This is a genomic window from Arthrobacter sp. HY1533 (assembly GCF_027568515.1).
Lineage (GTDB): Bacteria > Actinomycetota > Actinomycetes > Actinomycetales > Micrococcaceae > Specibacter.
Map to the genome: position 1 here is coordinate 103,589 of NZ_JANKZF010000001.1, position 23,876 is coordinate 127,464.

The following is a 23,876-nucleotide window of genomic DNA, read 5'->3' on the forward strand; positions in this document are numbered from 1 at the left end:
TTCCCCTCCCTGGCCACGGCCGGGGAGGGGAAAGCTGTCTAACGCCCCCCGGCTCCTACTTGCTGCGGAGTGTGTAGGCGCCCTCGGCACAGGCAGCCAGCTGCCAGCCCCCGGGGACCTGCGTTGCCTTGATGTCCGTAACCCCGGTGCCTTCCACCGCGGGCTGGGCCGATCCCGGTATCCACATCTTCAGGCCACAGTTGCGTGCCGTCGTGGTTCCGGCCAGCTGGAATGCCGGCCCCTGGGCGGCCAGGGAGGTGAGCTTGCCGGGCGTACGCATGGGATAGGCACGGCTCAGGTGGTCCAGGATAACCGTTTGCGGTGCAGCGTCACCGCCGGTGGCGCAGTCCTGGACCATGAGCCCGTTGCCCGTGGAGCCCACGCCGTTTTGGGGGTCGCCGCAGGCCTGCTTCCACACCCAATAGGCGCTACCGAGCATGTGCTGGTCCTCCGTGGCGGCGTAGCGCGCCATGCGGGATTCCACATCCGCAGACTCGCCCCAGTAGCCGTACTCGCCGGACCAGAGCGGTGCCCCGTAGCTGTCCGCCACGCGCTGCGCCAGCTGGAACTGGCGTTCCATGCCGACGATGGGCGGGATGCCGAGGTCGCGGTCCATCGTGATGGATTCGGCGTAAAGGTGCGGGGAGAAGACAATGTTGGGATCGTCCGTGAAACCGGGGATGGGTCCGGTGTCGAAGCCCAGCCCGGACCACAGGATGCTCGGCTCGATGAACACCATCTGCGGTGCGCCGGCGGCGCGGATCTCCGTGATGGCCCTGTCAAAGAAGGCGCCCAACTGGTGGGCCGTGGTGACGGGGGCCGTTTCGCCGAAGCCGGGCTCATTGAGGAGGTCGAAGCCGGCCACCATGGGCTCGTCCTTGAACTCCCCCGCAAGCTTGCCCCAGGTCTGGGCCAGCGCTGTTTGGATGCCGTCCGTGTCGAAGTAGAAGTGCTGGAACGCACGGTCGCCGGCGGGTGAGATGTCGCGGCCCGTGAACTGGCAGCGCGGCGCGCCGTCGGTGATGGTGGCCCATTCGGGCGCCCCGTCATAGCCCCACATGGGCTCGGTTCCGGGCCGGCATGCAACGTCCTCGGGGCTGGGCCCGTTCCACCACCCGTCCTGGTGCATGTCCAGCACGGTGTAGATTCCGTGCTGCTTGCCCCACGCCACAGCCTGCTTGATGCGGCCCAGGTACTCGGCGTTGACGGCACCGCGCACCGGTTCGAGGGCCGACCACGAAATGTTAAGCCGCACCACGTTGAAACCGTGGGAGGCCATGTCCGAGTAGTCCACTTCCGTGAGGGGGCGGACCACGGGAAGTGCGGAGTCGTACTGGTAGAAGTCCACAAGCTGGTTTACATTGGCGCCGCGCAGCAGCACCTGATTGCCGTCGCCGTCGGCAATGATGCTGCCGTCGGCACGCAGGAAGGGCGCCGGCATGGCGGGCGCGGCCGGATTTTTCGCCCCGTCCACACCTGTTCGTGGCATGATGCCCGGGAGCCCGAGTGAGAGGACCAGCGCCACCGCACCGGCGGATGCAGTTGCGGCAACCGCCACCCGAGCCGGCAGCGCCACCCGGCGCCTGTCCAGGGCCACGGCCACCAGCCCCACCATCCAGCCCGTGCACGCACCAAAGGCGAGTCCGTCGGCCACCGCAACATACAGTGCCATGAGGGGCCAGATGTCGCCGCGGAAGCCGCCGTCGACCATGAACCCCACAACGCCCTGCACCACACCCACCGCCCCGCCGGCCACGAGTGCCGCGATCCAGCCGCCCAGCACGCCGGGAACCCGGGCGCGGACCAGACGCAGCGCGGGCAGGGCGCAAACAGCCAGCAGGAGCATCGCCACAAGGCTCGAGGTGAACCCCCTGTCAATGCGGGCCACGGGGATTCCGGGCGCGTAGACCGCCCCGGTCCACCAGTGTCCGGCCAGCAGCGGCGCGGCAACGGCCAGGACTGCGGCGGGAATCCACAGCGAGCCGGCGTCGTGGCCCACCAGGTTCCGCTGCCCGCCCAGCCAACGGGTCACGAGAGCCACGATGAGCGCGGCGGGCACGGCCTTGGCGGCCACAAACCCTGCGGCCCAGCCCGCGACGGCCGGGTCCCACGTCATGGCCAGGCACGCGGCAGCCTGGGCCAGCAACACGGCGAGCACCAGGCCGGCCACGTGGGTCCAGAAGCGGTTTCCGGCCCGGAGCGTGGTCCACCACGTCATGGCCAGCAGGACGGGAATGAAGACGAGGTATGGCGCCAGCGGCCACAGGCCAAGGTCAAACCGCAGCTCCGCCCCCTGCCATCCCACCAGGGCCAGCAGGCCTGTTGGGTCGGCCGCGGCCTGGAGTACCACTAGAAGGACCATGGCGGCGAGGGCAACAGCGGTGCGGCGGACCGGATTCATGACACTCCATCGTGGCAAAAGCGTGGCGGGTTACCCGCCCAGCATCTCCCGCCGCAGGCACCCCGTCAATCCCGAGCGGCAATAGGTTTCCATGCCACTGCCAGCCCCGGACGACGTCGGCGCGTCAGTTGCGCTTTCCGCGGTCCCTGCGCGGGGCCTGAAGCCAGGGACGGAGCAGCCGCGTGCTCAGCGGCAGGAACAGGTACGTCATCATGGGCGTCAGGAGGCAAACGTTCAGGAGCACGGACAGCGGCAGCGGCCAGGAACCGGTCAGGGGGTGCAGCAGGAAGTTGGCCAGCAGGCTCAGCGGGAAGAAGGGCAGGAAGATGCTGATGGCCTGCTTCCAGCGCGGGGGGACCACGGTTTCCGGGACGCTGATGCGGGAGTCGCCGGGCTGGTCAAACCAGCCCTCGATGCCGGTGCGGTGTTCCACGCGCGTGATTTCCATGATGCTGCCGGCGCTGTCGATCCACCACTTGCGCTCATCGGAGTCGTCCCAGGCCCGCAGCGATTCGGCGTCGGCGAAGCGGTACATGGCGTGCCATTCATCGGAGTCCGGGGCAGTCCGGACCCAACCCGAGCCGAGGTAGCCGGGCCATTCGCGGGCCAGCTCCTGGCCGGCATGCGCCCAGGCGGCAAACTGGCGGTGGTAGCCGGGCTGCACGGAGCGGGCGATGGAAACGGTGACGGGCTGGGAATTCTGCACTGCACCATGTTAGAGGATATTCGCAAGGGCCGCCCGCATGGCGGACGCGGGCGCCGCAGGGCGCTGACTCTAGTGGTGCGTCTTCCCGTATGTTCCGTGCGTGGCGATCAAGCCCATGATGACCGTGACCAGCACGATGCATCCAATGGCAATGGCAAGCCCCATCATGTCCATGGTGTTCAGCTCCTTGGTACGGGCCGGGTGTCCGGCTGTTTCCATCATCCACCCGCCGAGGGGGCGTGGCCAGAGCTGTGCGGCCCGGTTATGATCAAGGAAATCCAACAAGGAATGGAGCACCCCATGCAGCTCGGCGCATTCTCAGTCAGCCTCGCGGTCAAGGACATCAAGGCCTCCGTGGCATTCTACGAAAAACTTGGATTCACCAGCCATGTGGGCGACGTTGCCCAGAACTGGCTTGTCATGAAGAACGGGGAGGCCGTGGTGGGGCTGTTCCAGGGCATGTTTGAGAAGAACGCGCTCACCTTCAACCCCGGCTGGGACCAAAACGCCCAGGCAGTGGCACCCTTCACCGACGTGCGCGAGCTCCAGGCGCAGCTCAAGGCAGACGGTGTCGAGTTCATTGCGGAGGCCGACCCGGACACCACCGGTCCGGCGAGCTTCGTCATTGCCGATCCCGACGGCAACCCCGTCATCGTGGACCAGCACGTCTGACCGGCCGGCCGAGCCAGGAGCACAGCCATGAAACTGACCTTGACGGAATTTGTGAGCCTGGACGGCGTCTCCCAGGGGCCCGGTTCGCCGGACGAGGACACGAGCGGCGGCTTCACCGGCGGCGGCTGGTTTGTCCCCCACATGGACCAGGATTTCATCGACCAGGCCGCCACGTGGCTCCAGGAGGCGGACGCACTCCTGCTGGGCAGGAAAACCTATGACGCGTTCGCCCGCGACTGGCCGGAAATCACCGACCCGAACGACCCCTTCACGACACTCATGAATGGGCTGCCCAAGTACGTGGCCTCCAACACCCTTGCGGCAGGATCGTGGAACCCCACCACTGTTCTGTCCGGTGACATTGCCGGCAAGATCCGGGAGCTCAAGGCCGGCCCCGGGCGGGAAATCCAAATCCACGGCAGCTCCATCCTTGCCCAGTCCCTGCTGGCCGAGGGGCTGATCGACGAGATCCGCCTGGTGGTTGCCCCTGTGGTGGTGGGCAGCGGCCGCAGGCTGTTCCCCGACGGCGTTGCCCCCTTGGGCCTGCGCCTGATCGGCACCACTGCAACCCCGGGCGGCCTGGCCCTGCACAGCTACCAGGTCACGGGCAGCGCGGGCCACGGCACGTACACGGGCGTTGGCGACGTCCCTTCCTGATCCACCACGGCGGTTGCCGGCTGCCAGCACAAGCCACCTCCCGTCGTCGTGCTTGGGCAGGAGTCAGTGCAGCCCCACACCCAGCGTGGGTTCGGCAGTGGCCGGCGCAGCCACCTTCGGCTCGCGTCGCCCGGTCCGGGTGGCCCCGATGCCGGCCGCGATCACGAGCACGATCCCGGCGAGGGCAGCCGGGCGCGGCACCTGGCCCAGGACAAACAGGCCGACCACGAGGGCGATGGCCGGTTCCAGGCACATGAGCGTGCCGAAGGCCGCGGCCGTCAGCCGGCGCAGCGCCAGCAGTTCCAGGCTGAAGGGAATGACCGGCAACAGCAGGGCCAGGGCAAATCCAAGCAGGAGCAGTTGCCAGTCGAGCCGGGCGATCGTGGCCGGCCCCACCACGAGCGTGGCGGCAATGGCGGCCACGGGCAGGGAGACGGCCAGGGCGCTGATGCCATGGACGGAGTCGCCGGCGCGCTGGGTCAACAGCACGTAGACGGCCCAGCACGCTGCCGCGCCGAGTGCGAACAGCACACCGGCCAGGTCTGCGGCCCCATGCCACGGCTCCGTCAGGAGAAGCACGCCCGCTGCCGCGGACAACGCCCACCAGCGGGCCACTCCCCTGCCCTGGATGACGGCGATGGACAGCGGGCCCAGGAACTCAAGGGCGCTGGCCGTGCCCAGCGGGATGGTTTCCACCGCGAGCATGAAGCACAGGGTCATGCCCGCGGTCGCCACGCCGAGCAGGGCCAGCATCAGGAGGGTCCGGGCAGTGAATTTGTGGCGCCACGGCCTGGCAATGGCCACGATGATGACGGCAGCCCAGGCCAGGCGCAGCCAGCCCACTCCCTCGGCGCCCAGCTGGCCGGTCAGGCCAACCGAGGCGGCAAGGCCCAGCTGCACGCAACACATGGCGGCGAAGGCCATCAGGGTGCCGGTGCCTGCGGAGTTCCTGGTCAAGGGGGATGTCATTGCCCAAGTACACCGCGATTCATCTGTCCACGTCCACGTGAGAAATAGGACTATATTGTTCGCAAATCATGGACAATAGACCTATGGAAACCAGGCGGCTGCAATATTTGCTGGAACTGTCCCGTGTGGGCTCGATGCGGGCTGTCGCCGAGCAGCTCGGGGCCACCACCTCCACCGTCTCGCAGCAGATTGCCATGCTGGCGGCCGAAACGGGTGCCCAGTTGCTGGAACCGGACGGCCGGGGTGTCCGCTTGACCCCTGCCGGGCGGAGGCTGGCGGAACACGCCAGGGTGATCCTTGCCGCCGTGGACGCGGCGCGCCTGGACCTTGACCCCGCGGCCGAGCCCTCGGGCACCGTGCGCGTTGCCGGCTTCGCCACGGCCATCCGCAGGGCGCTCATGCCGGTGATCCACGAGCTGGCCCTGGAGCACCCGGCGCTGGACATCGTGGTGTTGGAGCATGAGCCGGCCGAGGCCATGAAGAAGCTGGCTGCGGGCCACATAGACCTGGCCCTGACCTACGAATACAACCTGGCACCCGAGCCGCCCTGGCCCGGCATTGACACCTTGCAGTTGTGGACCACTCCGTGGGGGCTGGGCGTGCCGGCGGCCTCTGCACCGCTGGCCGGGGCGGAAGCAAATGCGGCCGGGGTGCTCTCCGCATTCCGCGGCCACGACTGGATCGGCAACTCACGCAACCAGGCCGACGAGACCGTGTTGCGGACGTTCGCGGCCATGGCCGGCTTTGAACTGACACTGCGCCACCAGTCCGACAGCCTGGATTTGGTGGAGGACCTCATCGTGGCCGGGCTTGGCGTGGGGCTGTTGCCGCTGGACAGGCCGCCGGTTCCCGGGGTCTCCATCATTCCGTTGGAGAATCCTGGCCTGCAGCTGCGCGCCTTCGCCAGGACGGTGCAGGGCCGCAGCTCATGGCCTGCGCTGGCCCTGATCCTGGACAGGCTGGTCCGGGCCGCATGATCCGGACCTGCTAGCCCGCGTCCAGGAACGCCAGGGCGGCAACCACCAGGGCCCGGACGCCCACGGACAAGGTCGGATCGGGCACCGGGGCGAAGAATGGCGAATGGTTGGCCGGAATGTCCCTGTCAACCGTTCCCGCAGCAACGGCGGCGGAGTAGGCGGCGGGGTCCGAGCCTCCCAGAAACCAATAGGTGTACGGGGCCCCGAAGGCATCGGGGACGGCGCTGAAATCCTCCGAGGCGGTCTGGCGCTGCGCACCCTGCACCGACCGCGGTCCGAAGTGCGCCGCAAATGCTTGGGTCACCGTTTCCGTGGTCCCGGGGTAGTTACTGGTCAGCGGGAACTGGTCGTAGTACTCAAAATCGGGTTCACGGGGTGAACCTGCCGCAGCGCATTCGCCCCGGACAATCCGCTCAATGGCCGCCAGGACGCGGCGGCGCACGGCGTCGTCATAGCTGCGGATGTTCAGCAGCAAGGTGGCGCGGTCCGGGATGATGTTGGACTTGGTGCCGGCGTTGAGCGCGCCCACCGTGACCACGGCAAACTCCCCCGGCTTGGTCTCACGCGAGACGATTGTCTGCAGCTTGAGCACGATCGAGGCGGCCAGCACCACGGGATCCACCGACATGTGCGGCATGGAGCCGTGTGATCCCACGCCGTGGACGGTGACCTTGATGGAGTCGGCGGCCGAAAGGACCGGGCCTGCCGCCGTGGCCAGGGTTCCGGCCGGCAGTGGCATGACGTGCTGGCCCAGTACGACGCCGGGGCGGGGCACCTTGTCTGCCAAGCCGTCCCCAACCATGGCCCGGGCACCGCCGCCAGCCTCCTCCGCGGGTTGGAACAGGGCGATGAACGTCCCCCGCCATGCGCTCCTGGCCTGCCCCATGAGCTTGGCTGCTCCGAGCAGGGCCGTGACGTGGACGTCGTGCCCGCAGGCGTGCATGACCCCGTCGGATTGGGAGGCGTAGGGCAGGCCCGTGGCCTCGGTGACGGGCAGGGCATCCATGTCGGCGCGCGCCATGGCCACAGGGCCGCTGCCATTGGCCAAAACTCCCACCACGCCGGTGCCGCCAATGTGCTGCACCGCGAAGCCGAACCGGCCAAGCGCCTCCGCCACCATCTCGGAGGTGGCATGCTCCTGGAAGCTCAGCTCAGGGTGCGCGTGCAGCTGCCTGTACGTTTCGCCAAGCCAGTCCAGTTCATTTTCCAGCCCTGCGAGGACGGATTCCTCCACCGCTGAACGGTCCACGCCACCACTCCCTTTCCCGCCGGCGGCCGGCCGGCCCGCTTGCTGACGAGTTCCACCCTAGACCCCGTTGCCTTGCGTGCACTGGGCGGCCGCTAGGCTGTTGCCATGAAACGTACGACGGCGGTCCTGCTGGCGGCAGGTGCCGGGACCAGACTAGGGCTGGGCCCCAAGGCCTTGCTGCCATTCCGTGACGGCACTCTTCTGGCCCACGCGGCCCGGCAGCTGCTGGACGGAGGGTGTTCCGAGGTGGTCGTGGTGGTTGGCGCCGGTGCCGCCGAGGTGCGGGCCACTCCCCTGCCGCCGGCCTGCAGTTTTGTGGAGAACCCGCGTTGGGGCGAAGGAATGGGCAGTTCCTTCGCCGCAGGGGTCGCCGCTGCCGGCGGCGGACAGGTTCTCGTGGCGCTCGTGGACCAGCCCGGAATGACGTCGAAACTCGTGGCTCGGCTGCTGAACAGTCAACAGCCCGGGCGAATCACGGCCGCGGGCTACGCCAACGCGTTTGGGGCCCATGGTGACGGATCCCTGCGGCGAGGAAATCCGGTGCTGTTCCCGGCAGACCTTGCGGCTGCGGCTGCCGACTCAGCCACGGGTGATTCCGGGGCACGGGAGTATCTCGCGGCCCACCGGGACCTGGTGGACGTGGTGGACTGCTCAGACCTTGGCGACGGGGCCGACGTCGACACCCCCGCCGACCTCCATCTTTTGGAAGGCCACCCCGCATGACCCAGGCGCCTCCCAATGCTCCGCAACATGAACGCACAACGATGTGGCGGAGGCTTGCGCAAAAACCGCTGCTGTGGGCGCTGCTTTGTGCCGCCGCAATGCTGCCCTGGGTCCTGTCCGGCAACGGCATGGACTTCCCGCCCTTCCTGATCGGGCTCGTTGGCGGCTGGCTGTGCGGCTTTGCGTTTGTCAACGCAACGCTCGAGATGGATAACCCCAGGATCGGCGCGCTGGTCCACCTGGCCGGTGCCGTGGTTTTCGGCCTCACCCTCCACTGGCTCGTGTTCGAGGGCAGCGGCAAGCTCAATGACCTGCCCAGTGTGGTGAAGTCTGTGCTGCATGCCGCGCAAATGGCAGCCATTCCGGCGGTCGGATGGATCTGGCTGGGGCTCATTCACCGTCTCAGCCACTTCGTGTCCAGGCCGTCCGCCCGCCGGAAGAAGGCGACGCCCGCAGCGCCGGAATGGCAGCTTGAAAACCCTGGCACAGTGGTACATTTCCATGCCGTGGCCATGACCGTGCGAACACTGAACTGGATCTTGGCCATTGTCTTTGCCGCCGTGGCTGCCGTCCTGGTCTACATCCTTTTCACTTTCGACTGGTTCATGAATACAGGCAGCAGCACGGTTGTCGTCCTGCTTTGCGGGGCGCTTGGCCTGCCGGCCTTCCTGCTGGTGAAGGCGGTTGTGGGGCGCAGGACAATGGCTTGCAGCGTCCACTTCACCCGGGATCGCCTGCGAATTGACGCTGGCACCTCGTCGTTTTCCGTGGCGCTCGCCCAACTCGAACACCTCAGCTGGCGCAGCGAGGGTTCCTACGCGCGCGCGGAAGCCCGCGGCCCGGGCATGGATGTTTCGCTGATTGTCGGCCTGGCGCGCATGCCCGAGGCAACTCTGCCGAAGCTACCGCCGCTGTCGGAGCAAACCATGCAGCGCCTCATCAATGCCGGCTTGTCCAGGCGCCGCGGCCGCCGTCCCACTCACGTGCAGTTTGACGCCGGGACCGCGCCCAACGCTGGTGGCTGACCTCACGCCGTCGTGCGCGGTGGACTGCAGCTCCGGATTATTTAGACTACACATGTAGTCAAATGAGGAGTAGGCTTGCCGTGCAAGACCGCCCGTGGTCCTGCACAGGAGGTTTCGGATGGACATTCGCGCCCAGCGCACGGTCGCTGCCATGCACAGGGCAATCCTTGCGCTTGCCGAGCAGGAAGATGTCCAGGACCTGCCAGTGGCAAAGGTGGCAGGGGAAGCCGGCATCAACCGCGTGACGTTTTACAACCACGCCGCCAATCCTTGCGAACTTCTGCTGGCTGCACTCCGGCCGGAACTGGACCAGATCCGGGCACAGTTCCTGGCCGAGGCCGCGGCCCGGCCGCAGGGACCTGGCGGAATGATTGTTGACCGGGCAGTGGCAGAACATCTCGTGGCCAGGCGCATGGTCTACCGCCGCAACCTCCCAGCCAATGGCCACGGCTTTCTGGCGGATTTCCTGTCCGACCACTTTGCCGAATCGGTGCGAATCTTCCTCGCCGCCCGCCATGGATCGATGCCTGGCGGGCCGGACGATTCATTGCGGCCGAAGGCCTTGATGGACGCTGTCACCGCCCAGTTTCTTGCCCACGGGGCAACCGGCGCAATCGCTGTGTGGCTGCACTCCCCGGATCCACTCGAGCCGGGCCAGCTGTCCGGGCTGCTGAGGGATTTGATGCCGCATTGGTGGACGCAGGCAGCGCCGGATTCCCTCCCTGAAATCCACTAAAGGAATCACTCCGCCAGCCGCCCCGCCATTCAGGCGGGCCAACCATGAAAAGGATGAAACACGCATGACCATGCACATGAAGGCAGTTCAATACCGCGAGATCGGCGGACGCCCCGAAGTTGTGACGATCCCCGTTCCTGTGATTGGGGCAGGCGAGGTCCTTCTGAAGGTGACCGCCGCAGGCGTATGCCACTCCGATGAGTTCGTCATGAGCCTGCCGGCAGAGGCCTACACCCTGCCGCTGCCCCTCACCCTGGGACATGAAGGCGCCGGCATTGTTGCCGCGATTGGCGAGGGCGTCACGGCGGTCAAGGTGGGCGACCCGGTTGCCGTCTACGGCCCGTGGGGTTGTGGGCACTGCATTCGCTGTGCCCAGGGCAAGGAAAACTACTGCCTGAATGCCGCAACGGAAGGCATCCGCCCTCCGGGTCTCGGAGCCCCCGGCGCCATGGCCGAATACATGGTGGTCAACAATGAGCGCCACCTGGTGCCTCTGGGCGACCTTGATCCTGCCCTCAATGTTGCACTGACGGATGCGGGACTCACGCCGTATCACGCAATCAAGACGTCCCTGCCCAAGTTGGGTGCAGGTTCAACGGCCGTGGTGATCGGCACCGGGGGTCTGGGCCATGTTGCCATCCAGATCCTGCGCGCCATCAGCGGCGCCACGGTGGTCGCCCTGGATATCAACGATGAAAAGCTGGAGTTGGCCAGGAAGGTGGGCGCCCACCATGCCCTGTTGTCCAACGCCGACGCCGTGGCGGCCGTCCGTGAGTTGACCGGCGGACGTGGAGCGGACGCCGTGTTCGACTTCGTCGGCATGCAGGCCACCGTTGACCTTGGCGCCCAGATGGCCGCGTCCGAGGCCGACATGCAGATTGTGGGAATAGGCGGCGGCGCCCTCAAGGTCGGGTTCGGGCATGTGCCGTACGACATGGCTGTCCGCGCACCCTACTGGGGCTCACGCTCGGAACTCATTGAGGTGCTGGAACTGGCCCGCACAGGAGCCTTGCATGTCGAGGTCCAGACCTTTTCCATCGATGACGCCCCCAAAGCCTACGAACTGCTCCATGAAGGAAAGATCAGCGGACGCGCCGTGATTCTGCCCAACGGCTGAGCCGTATCGCTTCGACGGCGGCAGGCCACCTTCAGTGAAAGGTGGCCTGCCGCCGTTCTGCCTTAAGCGTCCGCTCCCCCGTCACCTGCGCCGACCGAATATTGACCTCCACCAATCCTTTGCAATCTTCGATTGTAAGCGCTTACACTAGTCTCCGTGAGTGCAGGATTACCCATAATCCCCGCCCTTTCCCCTGCAGGTGAGTTCCATGGACAACGCCCTGGTTTTGACGCCTGCTTGAGTTCGCAATCCACCATTTTGTGAGCACGATTTATGAACCACGTATTGACCACTGCATCTGTTAAGGAAAGGGCTGAGGCCGTGTTAAATGGGTAAGCTCCACCGTGCCACCATCCAGGACGTTGCCATGCTGTCCGGATTGTCCATATGCACAGTTTCGAGGGCCCTGCGGGGGCTCCCCAACGTTTCGGAAACATCCCATGCCAAGGTCGCCGATGCTGCGGCCAAGCTGGGGTATGTGGCCTCGTCCGCGGCCTCCCGGCTGGCTGGCGGCAGCACCGGCTCCATCGCCATCATCGCCCCCACCACCACCGCATGGTTCTTTGCCCATGCCGTGGAGTCGGCCGAGGAGGTGTTTGCCGCCAGCGGACACGACACCATGATCATCAGCCTGCGCAACAACCCAGCAGTGCACCAACGCCTGTTTGGGGACCTGGCTGCACTGTCGCAAAAAGTGGACGGTGTGCTGCTGCTCAACATCGACTTGTCGGATGAGGAAATCGAGGCCCTGGCTGCATCGCCACTGGCAGTGGTCAGCGTGGGCATGCACAACGTGCCCTGGGACAACGTGGGCATCGACAACGTCGCCGCTGCCCGTTCGGCCACCGAACACCTGCTGGACCTGGGTCACTGGGACCTGGCCATCCTTTCCGACCGCGAAAAGGGCAACCGTTCGGTGCTGACCGCCACGGAACGGCGTCACGGCTTTGAATTGGCCCTTGCCGACCGGGACCTCATGGCAGACCCCGACCTGATGATCGACGCCGGTTCCAGCATTGAGAGGGGGCAGCATGCCATGAACGATCTCATTGAGAACCGGCGACTTCCAAGCGCCATATTTGCCGGCTGCGACGAAACTGCTTTCGGCGCCCTGACTGCTCTGCGGGAACATGGACTGTCCGCGCCAAAGAACGTTTCCATCATCGGCCTGGATGAACACCCGATGAGCAGGTTCATGGGGCTGAGCACCGTGCAACAACCCGTTGCCGACCAAGGCGCCTTCGCGGCGAACCTGCTCGAGGAAAGGCTGCAAAACCCGGATGCCGACTTTGAACCGGCAAACCACGTGCTGCCCACCACCTTGCTCACCCGCAAAAGCACCCGGCGCAAGCGCTAACATCACACGTCTGAAAGGACACACCGTGCACGCACACTCCCCCCTCGACCCCTGGGCCGGAGCCAAGGCAGTCCTCTTTGACCTCGATGGTGTGCTCACACCCACCGCCGAGGTCCATGAGACCGCATGGAAGGAACTCTTCGACGGCTATTTGTCCCGGATTCGCTCCACGCAGCATTACCGCGGCAACGACTACTTTGAGCACATTGACGGCAAGCCCCGTTTTGACGGGGTCCGCGATTTCCTGGCCTCACGCAGCATCGTGCTGCCCGAAGGCGGGTTGAGTGATGACCCGTCATTGGACACCGTCCACGGCCTGGGAAACCGCAAAAACAAGGTGTTCAATGACATCGTCTCTTCCCGCGGGGTGGCCCCCTACCCGGGATCTGTGCGGTTCATTGCCGAGGCCGAGGCCCGCGGCCTGATCCTCGCTGTGGTCTCCTCATCCAGGAACGCCCCTGCGGTGCTCAAGGCAGCCGGCTTGGAGAAGCATTTCCCCATCGTGGTGGACGGGGTGGTGGCCAACGCCAAGCACCTGCCAGGGAAACCACACCATGCAACGTACAGCTATGCAGCAGAACTGCTGGGACTGCCCACCAACACGTGCATCGTGGTGGAGGACGCCGTCTCAGGTGTGCAGGCCGGGGCGGCAGGCGACTTCCACTCCGTCATCGGGGTCAACCGCGGAGCCGGAGCCCAGACGCTGCTCGACGCCGGAGCCAGCTACGTGGTGGATGACCTCGCCGACTTGCTGTGACTCGCCACTGCACCACTGCACCACCGCCCCACCGGATTCCACATGACGCCACCACTAGTAACCAAGGACCGCCAACCGCTATGGCACTGATTTCATCAGATCGAACCCGCTTTCCCGTAGACCCGTGGAAGCTGCTGGAAACAAGGCACGCCCCCGGACAGGCGGGCGCGCTGGAAACCAACTTCAGCATTGGCAACGGCCATCTGGGCATCCGCGGTGCCCACTTCTCCCCCGCGGACACCGAACTGCCCGGAACGTTCATCAACGGCTTCCACGAAACGTGGGAGATCAAGCACGCAGAAAACGCGTTTGGTTTTGCCCGCACGGGCCAGCGGATCCTCTACGTGCCGGACGCCCACAACTTCACTGTGGTCATTGACGGGGAGGAACTCTCCTTGCTCAGTTCCGCCGTCCTTGAATACCGGCGCTCCGTTGACTTCGCGACAGGCATCTACGCCGCCGAGATCACCTGGGCTTGCCGTTCCGGCGCCGTGGTCACCACCACGGAACGGCGTGCTGTGGGTTTTGAGGTGCGCAGCAACCTTGGGCTGTCCCTGTCGCTGCGCAGCGACCGGGATGTCAACGCTGACATCACCTCCATGCTGGTGAACCGGCAGGACCAGCCCGTGGAGGACCAATCCATCTCCGACCCGCGCCGCTCGGGCCGTCACGCCGGCAGGGTCTTGCTGCCGCTTGATTTGGAGGGTGCCGGCGGATCGCTGCGCATGTCCTGGCAAACTGCCGAGTCGCACCAACGGGTGGGAGTCGCCGTCGACCACGTCTTGTCCACGCAAGAGCTGCCCGTGGAGACCGTGGTGGACCAGGACCTCAGCACCGTCCGGTACGTCGTGGCCGTAGCAGCCGGGGACACGCTCACGCTGGAGAAATCCGTGAGCTACGCGGTGGCCGACAGTGGGCAGGACACGGATGTGCGCGCCGTGGCCGCCGCCGAGTTGCGCCCGGTGCCGGAGATTCTTGCCGACAGCACCGCCCACTATGCCCGGTACTGGGCCACGAGCGACATCGTGGTGGGTGCCCTGCCGGAACTGCAGCAGGCGGTGCGGTGGAACCTGTTCCAGCTCGCCGCGGCCACGGCCCGTGCCGACGTGGCGGGCATCCCCGCCAAGGGAGTCTCCGGCTCCGGCTACGAGGGGCACTACTTCTGGGACCAGGAAATCTACCTGCTGCCGTACCTGACGTACAACAAGCCAGAAGCGGCCCGCGCGGTCCTGCAGTTCCGCCATGACCTGTTGCCGCTGGCCAAGGAGCGTGCCGCCGAGTTGAGCGTTGACGGTGCCCTGTTCCCCTGGCGGACCATCAACGGGCTGGAGTCCAGCGCGTACTATGCCGCGGGCACCGCGCAGTTCCACATTGCCGCGGCCGTGGCCTTCGCTACCAACCGGTACGCATGGGCCAGCGCCGACGCCGACTTCAAGGACCATCAGGGCGCGGACCTGCTCGTTGAGACGGCCCGCATGTGGGTGTCGCTGGGCTTCTTTGGCGCCGACGGTTCCTTCCACATTCACGGGGTGACCGGCCCGGACGAGTACACGGCAGTGGTCAACGACAACCTCTACACGAACGTGATGGCGCGCTTCAACCTGCGTGCGGCCGCCGCATGCGCGCATCCCGGGGTCACCGACGAGGAAAGGGCTGTGTGGCGGGAGGCCGCAGACCGCATGCACCTGCCCTTTTCCCGGGAGCACAATATCTACTCCCAGGACAATGACTTCATGACCCTGGAGGCGTGGGACTGGGACACCCCGCGGGAGAAATACCCGCTGCTGCTGCACTTCCACCCACTGGTCATCTACCGGCACCAGGTGCTCAAGCAGGCCGACACGGTGCTTGCGATGTTCCTGCAGTGGCAGGATTTCACGGCCGAGGAAAAACGGCGCGCCTTTGACTTCTACGACCCCATCACCACCGGAGACTCCACCCTGTCGGCGTGCGTGCAGGGCATCATGGCAGCCGAGGTGGGCCACCCGGTGCAGGCCATGGCCCACTTCACCGAGGCCTTGTTCATCGACCTGGACAACTCGCACAACAACACGATCGACGGCGTCCACATCGCCTCCACGGGCGGCATCTGGAGCTCGCTCGTATCCGGTTTTGCCGGCATGCGAGACCAGGGTGCTATGCTGAACTTCGACCCCCGCCTGCCCGCCGATTGGGACAGCCTGGACTTCAAGCTGAAGATCCGCGGCGGACTGTTGGGCGTCTCCCTCACGCATGCCGGCATCACGTTCACGTACGACGCCGGCACGCCCCTCCAGCTCAAGGTCCGGGACACCGTGGTGTCCGTCGCCGCGGGCGCCCCTGTAACAGTTGCTCTGGCTGAGGCGCCCGTCCTGGTCCCCCTGGCGGGCTAAATGGAGGTCTCGCAGTAGAATCAGGCTCCATGGGGAAAAGACGGGCCGGGGTCGAGCCACAGAATCAGCGCCGAGGTCATTGGCCCCTGCCAGACGCCACGAGTGGCGGACTGTCCGGCACCGTCCCACAAGCCAGGCATTTGTCCCTGAAAAAGAAACCAACCATCTGGGCCAAGATCGGCATCGCCCTGTTGCTGGTGTCGGTTCTCGTCCTGGGTGCCGGGGCGGCGGCGTACGTCAAGCTGCAGAACAATATCCAGTCAGAGGATTTGTACCAGCCTGGAGAGACCCAAACCTCGGCTCCACCGGAGGATGACAAGAGCCCGATCGACATTTTGGTGGTGGGGACCGATACCCGTTCGGGAGCGGATTCCAGGTATGGCAGTGCGGACGATTCCGGCGGCGAGGGATTTGCCGATGTCATGATGGCCGTGCATGTCTCCGGTGATCGCCAGCGGGTTACAGTCGTCAGCATTCCCAGGGACACAGTGGCCCCGTTCCCCGGCTGTGTGGATGCAGCAGGTGGTGACCCCTGGCCGGCCATGGATGCCCAAATGCTCAATGCCGCGCTCAAGATGGGCGGGCCATCCTGCCTCCGCAAAACGTTGGGCGATCTAACTGGCATCTCCTTCGGCCATTTCATGGTCGCCGACTTCAACGCGGTCGTGGACCTGAGCAACACAGTTGGCGGCGTTGAAGTCTGTGTTGACCAGCCGATCGATGATCTCAAGTCACACTTGAAGTTGCCCGCAGGAAACAGCACGATTCAGGGCGAGGACGCCTTGGCGTTCCTGAGGACCAGAAGCGCCTTCGGGGACTCCAGCGACCTGGCCCGGATCACTGCCCAGCAAGGCTTCCTTTCCTCGCTCGTGCGCAAGATCAAGAGCGAAGACACACTGACCAACATCCCGAAGCTGTACTCCATCGCCGACACTGTCACCAAGAACGTCACCCTGGACAAATCTCTGGCCAACATTCCAGCTCTGCTCCAACTGGCCAGTCGCCTCAAGGACGTCGATACCCAGAACGTCTCCTTCGTCACCGTACCCAACGAGGCCTACATCTACGACAGCAACCGGGTTCAACTCCAGGAAGAACCGGCCAAACGGCTCTTTCAGGCCATCATCGCCGACCAAGACATCGCCAAGTCGGTTGGACCCCAGCCATCGGGGGAATCCTCGGCGCCAGCCCAAACCGAACCAACCGCAGCACAGCCCACCACCGAAGCCCCCGAGGCGACTTTGAACGCTCCCGCCGAAACGACTCCGCCCGCATTAACGGAACCTCTCAACGGGCAGAACGCGGATCAGCAGACCTGCCAAAAAGCATCAGGCTTCTAGCAGCGAGGAAGGATCAGCACCATGACGGGAACCGTCTACGGGACAGCGGGCGCCACTGCGTGACTGGGCAAGGTAGCTGGTGGAGGATGCGGAATTCATTCCACGGTGTTGGCTCGGGCGTAGGCTTCCACTGCGGCGAAGGACCGTTCGTCCTGAATTCCGATCGTGAGTGCGCTGCGGCTGTCGTTGTAGGTGATATCAATGTCTATGTCGTTGACGTGCCACATCTTCCGCAAACCCTTCTGGCCGTGCCATGGAATGGTTGGCTCCCCGTGGATGCCTGTCAACTGACTGAGAATGGCGTCGAAGCAACGAGTTGCATCGGGGTCTGGCGGCGCTGAATCCAGTCGGAGCTGTAAATGTATTGACTCTATGAGTCCGTCAAGTTCCCGCGAAGTGGCGAAGATGGGAGGGCCGTCGTCACTTGCTTCCAGGTGAAAATGATCCGCGATGTCACGAGAATCGTTTGTGCTCGCGGGAAACTTCTTTCCGGGGCCCCATCCCAGACGCTTGAACAAGGCATCCTTTTCAGCCTGACTCTTGGGCCAAGGATGGAGGACCGCTATTTCAACCAGGTCAACGATGGCTTCAGGCTGCGGAATTTCTCTCACAAAACGTTCTATCAATGTCATCCAGCCACGCTAGGCCGGAATGCAGCGGATGACCAGTGGCCCACAGGAAATCAACCCGGCAGGAAGACAGAAGCTCTCGGCACAGCCACATCCCAAGGCTGTCGCTTTCAACGCTAAAAAAGTCACATTCTTTCCAAGGCCAAATCACGCAACCCGAGGCGCAATGACTCTCGGTTCACGCTGTTTCGCAGGGGAACCCTCTGCGGGAAACCTTACCGAACGTCGTGGGGTCCTATTCGTTGTTTGGCTAGGCACTCATGCTGTAGCGTCTAGTGAAATCGATCTTGGGGGATTTAATGAAATGGTCATCGGTTTCGCTAGTTACTGCTTCGGGCCTTGCGCTTCTTCTGCTGAGCGGCTGTTCCGGGCAGACAGGAATCACGGCACTCGACCGTGACGCCACACCCGAAGATGCTTTGCCTGCCTTCATCACCGTCCCCGATCCTGCCAACCGTGAATCAGCGCGGCTGCTGGCAACCCGTGATGGAGTCCGCTATTTCGTTGCGGAAAGCGATGATTCCAAGACAGCGTGCCTCGCAGTAGTTCCACCTGGCGAGCCCCCGAATTGGGTTATGGGATGTGGCCCGAATACCGGCCCTGGCGAGATCCTCGAGACAACTGGAGCAGCCATGTCATCCGCACGACTCCTTGCAGATGACTCTGAAACAGAAAAACTAGAACCTGGCTGGACCAAGGTTACGGAAAACATTCTCGTCCGAGATCCGTAAAGCCCATCAACTGCGTCACCCTTAAGCACGAGAACTGTAGAGCGAATCTGGCGCCGCAAACCGAAGGCTCCGCGGGATGGTACGTATGTTTTTAGTGATCAGTCATTTCATTCGCTCTTCGAAGTTCTTGGCGACCCTAAACGGGACGCTATGAAAGGGGTAAGGCTCTATGGCAGCAAACAAGCCGATTCGCGTTAGCGTGACAGGCCATTGTCTGGTGATTGGGTCTCAGCCAGAGGCTTCGCGCATTGACCCGTTGGTCCTGCTACAGGGGCGCATGACAGGAGCAATCCCGGCGCCGGTCCAGCCGATGTCGCTCGAAGTGCAAACTGGCATTTATTCAGGCGTTGTGGACGTTACTGTCGAGGTTTGCTCTGTTGGACCGGAGGACCTGGCCTCCGGTTGGGAAGATATCGAAGAATATCCGCTCCGCGCAGAACAAGGCGAGATTGTCGTTGCGGGATTTGAATCCCTGCCGATCGTGGTTGGGGTGCTTGATAATGGGCCAATGGATTACAGGGTTCGGGTTCATGCTGTCGGCCGTGACGCTGACTTCGATCTCGCTGTCGAGGAATCGAGTGAAAGGTACCTGGTCTATATGTGGCCGGAACGGCCAAGAAGCAAGAAACGTCTGCGCGCAGGATCCCGTGCTGGAAGCCTCGGCTTCTAAGATCCCATGACATGGCGCCAGCCATTGCAATCGAATTCCTTGGCCGCCAGACTTCTCTCAAGATCGCTGGGACAGCAATATCCCAAGGGGCACAGACAAACGGAGCGGGCTATCGTGAGTACCTGAGAGCCCAACGGCTACCGGGACGGCTCGTCTGTGTTCTGCCGAGCGTTCTGACTTTCCAGAATGGCGAGTGCTTTTTCACTCGCGTTGCGAATCCGATGTAGCGCACCAATAATGCTGATGCTCGCGAACAGAACGATGAGAATCAAGACGACGAGCAACAAAGTGATATCCATGGACTTACTCTGTCAGATTAGGCAGCTCGATCGAAAGCGGTCCGCACATCAACGGCGTCAACTTGCATGTTGGCGTACTGATGAAGTACTCAGTGGGCCTAGCCTTTGTTTCAATGACGGAGCCCCCGCCGGGACGCTTGGTACGCTGAGTTTCATGCCTAAACTTGTCGACCCGGCCGTCTCCTTCCATGAATCATGGGTGGAAGCCAAGGGTGAGTGGCCAGACGGCCACCAGGACGGTTCAGGTATCCGCCCTGGCGATCGGTTCGAAACGACTGAGGACTTCGAAGCCTGGATAAAGCGCCTGACCCTGCCCGCTGATCCAGCAATGCTGTTCAGCGGGGTGCAAGTGACCGCGAACAGGTTTTGGATTGTGGAGAACGAAACCTACCTGGGAGCGATCGAACTCCGGCACGTTCTGACGCCTCTCATGCTCGACGCGGTCGGCCACATTGGCTACAACATCCGGCCAGCAGCTCGTAGACGTGGGATCGCGACTTGGGCCCTAAAATCTATCCTTCCTCACGCCAGCAGCATTGGTCTGACACGGGTACTGCTCACCTGTGATGAACAAAACCTGCCATCAGCACGAACAATCGAGAAAAACGGTGGCGTCCTTGAAGACGTACGCAGCACCGAACTTGGAGTCAAACGCAGGTATTGGATCGAGCTAGGACGTGACATTTACACGGTGGCTCCTTAGGCCTTGGTGGCTCTCCGACAACAGCGGATGGGTCACGATGGCCAATATGATTCCCATTGAACAAACTAGGCTTGCGAAGACAAACCCATCATCGCTGTGCATATTTAGGCCGATGCTGGCTGGCAGCCACATCACGAGCCAGATGAGCACATCGATCCAGCACCCCCACCGGTTGCCTTTCTGAACACCAATGCGTGTAACCAACGCGATAGGCATCCCATCCCCGTCGCTTGGCGAGCTGCGAACTTTCCCTTCGTTACCAGGAACTCTCGTGATTCATCGAAGCACGGCAACGCTTGTCGCTTCATCCTCCCGTAGGAGGAATGCGCACCGGTCACTTCGTTAGATGGGTTCATCCCTTGGCATGACTGGCATTCTTGTGCCAACTGCAAGACTTGACCGGTGAACACGCGCCAGGTTGCCACCCTGCCGGCCACTGACCATCGTGGCCCAGGGCTATGCCTGAGATTGGCGTGGAGAGCCCTGCTAGGCTCTATACCGCGAAGATCTGAACGTAACGGTGGGGGAAATGAAGTCGAAGAAAATTATGGCCGTGACTGCGGTGGTCGGAACGATGGTGCTGACAGGCTGCGGTGTGTCGCCTGAAGCTGCAGGTGACAACATCTCTACTCGCGTGGAGAACTGTATCGGGGGCTTCGAGAACATCTGGAATTCGACCCCTGTCGAGGGTGATGCGTCCGAACTTCCCCGGGAGACCGTGACGGTAGTGTCTGAGACAGGGCGGATTTTTGATGCCATGCGCAGGACACCGGACGGGACAGCAGAGGCCGTCGCACCAGAGGACATCAACTACAAGGTCCATGTAGATGATTCCTGGCCGAAGAACCATGCCATGGTGATTGACACCGCAACCGGCAAGGTCCTTGACACCATCAAGATCCCCGATGGTAGGAGCATATGTGATTAGGCGCTGGAATCGGCCAGAGCAATGAACAGTCGCCCACAGAGCTTCCTGGGTCGCGCGCCCATTCTGAACCGACACCGCAAAAACACCTGCTGGCCCGTTACTGGGATGTTGGCGGTCCTTCTCGAATGCGGAACCCTGCACGGGTATCGTCGCCCCGCTACCCCTGCAGAATAAACATTCCGTCCGGAACCTCAGTGGATTCTCGCAACCGGTTTGCCGAGAATACGCTCACGGACCACGGTGACTCGTCATGGAACGGGCTGAGATGCCAGTCCGAGAAACGATGGGAGAGGGTCATTGATGACCCGGCCACTGCATTGTCCTGGTCCACGGGTCCGCCCTGGATGGCTGTGGTGGTTCCGACGATTAAGATACCGCCGGCCTCCAGCAGTTCTCCCACCTGGTCAAAGGTTGAGCGTAGGTCGTTTGCTGAAAGAAAGGCCGGAACGTTTCCGGACATGAGCACGACGTCGTAGGCCTGCGGCAAGCCGTTGAGTGCCAGGAGTTCCGGGGTGGCGTCGGCGGCAGCCATTTGGCGAAACCATGTCCGGTCATAGAGGTCGCCGGCAACTTCAAGTACCTCTGGCGTGGGATCGATTCCGTACGCGGCGTGGCCACGGGCCCGCAGTCCGTTGACAGCATTCCCAATGCCGCATCCAATATCGAGGACCCGGGCGCATCGCTTGCTCATCATGTCAATGAAACGTACGTCGACTTCCATGTCTGTGCCAGCATCTGCATGGTGGCGCATTTTCGCTGCATAACTCTCGTAGTCTCGCCCCGGGCTCATGACCCCAGCCTCCCATGAAACACGCTGCGACTTGAGGAATCAGTGCACGGTGTCGGTTGCTACCCAAAAGCGCCATGTACCTCAAGGAACCCTGAGTGCACAGTCATGTCGCGGTGTGGGCCACAACCAACGTTGGGAAGCTACGAGGCGTTGACGGACGCTACAATTTCCGACGCGGCCCGTGCCGGTGCGACCGCGCTGGTCTCGATGATGTGTGCTCCCCTTGCCAGCCAGCCTTGGAATGCTTCGGTGCAGGGGGTCAGGTAGCTGAATCGAAAGCCGAGGGGCCCATCACGGAGTCTTCCTGGATTTTTCCGTCGGAGGGCGCCTTGATCGGCGTGAAGCACGAAATGGCGCACCGGGATTCCGTAGGCGGCCAAACCGTGGCTGATCTCCCGCCAGTATGACTCAGCCAGAACTGTCATCGGTATGACAAAGGTTCCCCCGGTGTAGTCAAGGATGCGCTGAGCCGTCTCGACGACAAGCGACCGCCACGGTGGCCAGTTCTGAAAATTGTCCATGTCGGGGAGCCCTGGGTGGACATCCATCGGGGTCTCGTCAACCTTTTCGGCGTCGAACACATGAGAATCAGGGAACAGCTGCGGAACGAAGGCAGCGGTGGTTGTCTTCCCGACGCCATGAATGTCGTTCAGCCATACGCTCATCGGCTCATACCAACGGACCTGAAGCAGCCGGATCGCGTTGCGGACAAAGCTCGTCAGGACCCGGGCCCGCGTGCCTTGTCTCTTGTTTGAGTGCTGTTCCGGCACGACATGGCGACAAAGGTGATGACTGCGAGGGATATCCCTGAAATGCACATTGTGTTGGCGATCGTGTACCCGGTATCGCCAAAGTAGCTTTGCGAATTTATCACCGCCGCAGGCCAAATCAATATCCAGATGAGACAGTCAATCCAACAGGCCCACCGGTGGCCGTAGATCAGCAACAGAAAGGTGACGAGGGCGAGAACGGCAGCGAGTCCCGCCGAGACGATGACGATTGCTGGGCCCCTCGTAACGTCGTTGTCAACGGGCCAGAACATGGCCTCGTAGGTGGAAATCCGTTGTGCCAGGTCGGCGGAAACGACGATGGCAAGGTAGATCCCACCGACCACAATAGACAAATTGACGAGCTGCGACGCGACAACGGCAACGTTTCGAATAATCAATCGAGTACCTTGCGGTCCTGTGGCCATCGCGTCCCCCTGACACATGGTCTTGCTTCTAAACGCTCACTCTAGATGAGGTCAACGGTTCGCAAGGGAAACCCTTTGCGGAACAAAATGACAACCGATGATGACTAGCTGGTGTGTGCAGCCACTCATGGCGACGCAGTGACCCCATATTGTGACACTTAGGCCGTCGAAACCGGAAGGTCGGCTTCAGATTGCTTCACGGTTGTCCGTTCCATAAGGGGCGCCGATGAGAGTACGCAGTCGGGCACTATTCCAAGTTCCAAGAAAACGAAATATTCCCCTGCAGAATCATCCCTGGGCAGGGTGTTTCGTCCTTCACCGTCTGAAAGGCTAGAACAATGAGCCCGTTTTTCCAGCTGCCCCTTTGTATCGGCGTTTTCTGGTTGCTGCACGCATGCTTGCGCCTTCTCGGCCGCAAGGAGGCAAAGTACACCGCTTGGTTACTCCTGGCGGGCCTCCCCGTCATGGCAATCGTTTTTTTCCTGACGGGAATGGCTGCCGACGAACGTGATTCTTCCGGATCGTCATCAGGGCTGGCGGGCGGAGGGATCGTGGAGGCGATGTTCTTTGTGGAGTGCCTCATCCTTTGGGGCGTTACGGGTTTCGCTGAGACTATTCTCGTCCTCATCTCTTCCTCAAGGCCCGACAAAACCACAACCGTTGAAGCCGGGGCCCCGACCGACGGTGACATTGACGATGACACTGTCGGCCCCGGTTCAACTTCCAACCGCGAGGTGATCGCATAGTCCAGGCGGCTCACGTCCAATAAAGTGGACCACTCTCCCCCGCTGGGACTCCCCTGCAGAATCATCCCTAGATAGGGCGCTGCAAATTTCTCCAGCTGAGAAACTTGGAGCTGAACTCCCAGCCAGT

The 23,876-nt window shown here is 63.2% G+C and carries 26 protein-coding genes; 16 read left to right on the forward strand and 10 right to left on the reverse strand.

Annotated elements, in window-relative coordinates; all coding sequences use genetic code 11:
• Nucleotides 1-55: 55 nt before the first annotated feature.
• The 3 genes from PCK14_RS00520 to PCK14_RS00530 form a co-directional block, all read right to left on the reverse strand.
• Complete coding sequence (locus PCK14_RS00520) at nt 56-2,401, reverse strand: glycoside hydrolase family 5 protein (protein WP_269936500.1); 2,346 nt, start codon at nt 2,399-2,401, stop codon at nt 56-58.
• Between the two features lie 124 nt (nt 2,402-2,525).
• On the reverse strand, nt 2,526-3,107 hold the full coding sequence (locus PCK14_RS00525; protein ID WP_269936501.1) for an antibiotic biosynthesis monooxygenase: 582 nt from the start codon (nt 3,105-3,107) through the stop codon (nt 2,526-2,528).
• 69 nt (nt 3,108-3,176) lie between these two features.
• The gene (locus PCK14_RS00530) at nt 3,177-3,329 is read right to left on the reverse strand and encodes a hypothetical protein (protein ID WP_269936502.1); all 153 of its coding nucleotides are present in this window, start codon (nt 3,327-3,329) and stop codon (nt 3,177-3,179) included.
• 66 nt (nt 3,330-3,395) lie between these two features.
• On the opposite strand from PCK14_RS00530, the gene PCK14_RS00535 reads away from it, so the two are divergent.
• The gene (locus PCK14_RS00535) at nt 3,396-3,779 is read left to right on the forward strand and encodes a VOC family protein (protein WP_269936503.1); all 384 of its coding nucleotides are present in this window, start codon (nt 3,396-3,398) and stop codon (nt 3,777-3,779) included.
• A 27-nt stretch (nt 3,780-3,806) separates the two neighbouring features.
• Entirely contained in the window at nt 3,807-4,436 is a 630-nt protein-coding gene (locus tag PCK14_RS00540; protein WP_269936504.1) for a dihydrofolate reductase family protein, read from the forward strand.
• A gap of 63 nt (nt 4,437-4,499) precedes the next feature.
• Here PCK14_RS00540 and PCK14_RS00545 read toward each other — a convergent pair whose 3' ends face one another.
• A complete protein-coding gene (locus tag PCK14_RS00545; protein ID WP_269936505.1) occupies nt 4,500-5,405 on the reverse strand; it encodes an EamA family transporter in 906 nt (301 codons plus the stop codon).
• Nucleotides 5,406-5,488: 83 nt separating this feature from the next.
• On the opposite strand from PCK14_RS00545, the gene PCK14_RS00550 reads away from it, so the two are divergent.
• The gene (locus PCK14_RS00550) at nt 5,489-6,382 is read left to right on the forward strand and encodes a LysR family transcriptional regulator (protein ID WP_269936506.1); all 894 of its coding nucleotides are present in this window, start codon (nt 5,489-5,491) and stop codon (nt 6,380-6,382) included.
• A gap of 10 nt (nt 6,383-6,392) precedes the next feature.
• On the opposite strand, the gene PCK14_RS00555 is transcribed toward PCK14_RS00550, so the two are convergent.
• Nucleotides 6,393-7,631: an amidohydrolase gene (locus PCK14_RS00555; protein WP_269936507.1), complete on the reverse strand. Its 1,239-nt coding sequence runs from the start codon at nt 7,629-7,631 to the stop codon at nt 6,393-6,395.
• Between the two features lie 105 nt (nt 7,632-7,736).
• Here PCK14_RS00555 and PCK14_RS00560 point away from each other — a divergent pair, with 105 nt between their 5' ends.
• The 8 genes from PCK14_RS00560 to PCK14_RS00595 all read left to right on the forward strand — a co-directional run bounded on the left by PCK14_RS00560 (nt 7,737) and on the right by PCK14_RS00595 (nt 17,058).
• On the forward strand, nt 7,737-8,354 hold the full coding sequence (locus tag PCK14_RS00560) for a nucleotidyltransferase family protein (protein ID WP_269936508.1): 618 nt from the start codon (nt 7,737-7,739) through the stop codon (nt 8,352-8,354).
• Nucleotides 8,351-9,379 carry a hypothetical protein gene (locus PCK14_RS00565; protein ID WP_269936509.1) on the forward strand — a complete coding sequence of 343 codons (1,029 nt, stop codon included), beginning with the start codon at nt 8,351-8,353 and terminating at the stop codon, nt 9,377-9,379. The genes PCK14_RS00560 and PCK14_RS00565 overlap by 4 nt, the downstream gene beginning before the upstream one ends.
• A 118-nt stretch (nt 9,380-9,497) precedes the next feature.
• A complete protein-coding gene (locus tag PCK14_RS00570; protein WP_269936510.1) occupies nt 9,498-10,115 on the forward strand; it encodes a TetR/AcrR family transcriptional regulator in 618 nt (205 codons plus the stop codon).
• A 76-nt stretch (nt 10,116-10,191) separates the two neighbouring features.
• Entirely contained in the window at nt 10,192-11,232 is a 1,041-nt protein-coding gene (locus PCK14_RS00575; RefSeq protein ID WP_269936966.1) for an NAD(P)-dependent alcohol dehydrogenase, read from the forward strand.
• Between the two features lie 328 nt (nt 11,233-11,560).
• Entirely contained in the window at nt 11,561-12,589 is a 1,029-nt protein-coding gene (locus PCK14_RS00580) for a LacI family DNA-binding transcriptional regulator (protein ID WP_269936511.1), read from the forward strand.
• A gap of 25 nt (nt 12,590-12,614) precedes the next feature.
• The gene (locus PCK14_RS00585) at nt 12,615-13,346 is read left to right on the forward strand and encodes an HAD family hydrolase (protein WP_269936512.1); all 732 of its coding nucleotides are present in this window, start codon (nt 12,615-12,617) and stop codon (nt 13,344-13,346) included.
• Nucleotides 13,347-13,426: 80 nt separating this feature from the next.
• Nucleotides 13,427-15,718 (forward strand): glycoside hydrolase family 65 protein, encoded by a 2,292-nt coding sequence (locus PCK14_RS00590; protein ID WP_269936513.1) that lies wholly within the window; start codon nt 13,427-13,429, stop codon nt 15,716-15,718.
• A 140-nt stretch (nt 15,719-15,858) separates the two neighbouring features.
• Complete coding sequence (locus PCK14_RS00595) at nt 15,859-17,058, forward strand: LCP family protein (RefSeq protein WP_269936514.1); 1,200 nt, start codon at nt 15,859-15,861, stop codon at nt 17,056-17,058.
• 95 nt (nt 17,059-17,153) lie between these two features.
• Here PCK14_RS00595 and PCK14_RS00600 read toward each other — a convergent pair whose 3' ends face one another.
• Nucleotides 17,154-17,690, reverse strand: a complete 537-nt coding sequence (locus tag PCK14_RS00600) for a hypothetical protein (protein ID WP_269936515.1) — start codon at nt 17,688-17,690, stop codon at nt 17,154-17,156.
• Nucleotides 17,691-17,962: 272 nt separating this feature from the next.
• Between PCK14_RS00600 and PCK14_RS00605 the strand changes: the two genes are divergently transcribed.
• Both PCK14_RS00605 and PCK14_RS00610 read left to right on the forward strand, forming a co-directional pair.
• Nucleotides 17,963-18,418 carry a hypothetical protein gene (locus PCK14_RS00605; RefSeq protein ID WP_269936516.1) on the forward strand — a complete coding sequence of 152 codons (456 nt, stop codon included), beginning with the start codon at nt 17,963-17,965 and terminating at the stop codon, nt 18,416-18,418.
• A gap of 169 nt (nt 18,419-18,587) precedes the next feature.
• Complete coding sequence (locus tag PCK14_RS00610) at nt 18,588-19,088, forward strand: hypothetical protein (protein WP_269936517.1); 501 nt, start codon at nt 18,588-18,590, stop codon at nt 19,086-19,088.
• A 137-nt stretch (nt 19,089-19,225) separates the two neighbouring features.
• Here PCK14_RS00610 and PCK14_RS00615 read toward each other — a convergent pair whose 3' ends face one another.
• Nucleotides 19,226-19,387, reverse strand: a complete 162-nt coding sequence (locus PCK14_RS00615) for a hypothetical protein (protein WP_269936518.1) — start codon at nt 19,385-19,387, stop codon at nt 19,226-19,228.
• A 154-nt stretch (nt 19,388-19,541) separates the two neighbouring features.
• Between PCK14_RS00615 and PCK14_RS00620 the strand changes: the two genes are divergently transcribed.
• Nucleotides 19,542-20,090 (forward strand): GNAT family N-acetyltransferase, encoded by a 549-nt coding sequence (locus PCK14_RS00620; RefSeq protein ID WP_269936519.1) that lies wholly within the window; start codon nt 19,542-19,544, stop codon nt 20,088-20,090.
• A 529-nt stretch (nt 20,091-20,619) separates the two neighbouring features.
• The gene (locus PCK14_RS00625; RefSeq protein WP_269936520.1) at nt 20,620-21,018 is read left to right on the forward strand and encodes a hypothetical protein; all 399 of its coding nucleotides are present in this window, start codon (nt 20,620-20,622) and stop codon (nt 21,016-21,018) included.
• 157 nt (nt 21,019-21,175) lie between these two features.
• Here the strand turns inward: PCK14_RS00625 and PCK14_RS00630 are convergent, their stop codons facing one another.
• From PCK14_RS00630 to PCK14_RS00640, 3 genes are all read right to left on the reverse strand, one after another.
• Nucleotides 21,176-21,808 carry a class I SAM-dependent DNA methyltransferase gene (locus PCK14_RS00630; RefSeq protein WP_269936521.1) on the reverse strand — a complete coding sequence of 211 codons (633 nt, stop codon included), beginning with the start codon at nt 21,806-21,808 and terminating at the stop codon, nt 21,176-21,178.
• Between the two features lie 140 nt (nt 21,809-21,948).
• Nucleotides 21,949-22,473 carry an ATP-binding protein gene (locus PCK14_RS00635; RefSeq protein ID WP_269936522.1) on the reverse strand — a complete coding sequence of 175 codons (525 nt, stop codon included), beginning with the start codon at nt 22,471-22,473 and terminating at the stop codon, nt 21,949-21,951.
• Between the two features lie 53 nt (nt 22,474-22,526).
• Nucleotides 22,527-22,976 carry a hypothetical protein gene (locus tag PCK14_RS00640; protein WP_269936523.1) on the reverse strand — a complete coding sequence of 150 codons (450 nt, stop codon included), beginning with the start codon at nt 22,974-22,976 and terminating at the stop codon, nt 22,527-22,529.
• A gap of 365 nt (nt 22,977-23,341) precedes the next feature.
• Here PCK14_RS00640 and PCK14_RS00645 point away from each other — a divergent pair, with 365 nt between their 5' ends.
• Nucleotides 23,342-23,749, forward strand: coding sequence for a hypothetical protein (locus tag PCK14_RS00645; protein WP_269936524.1), 408 nt, complete (start codon nt 23,342-23,344; stop codon nt 23,747-23,749).
• Nucleotides 23,750-23,876 lie beyond the last annotated feature (127 nt).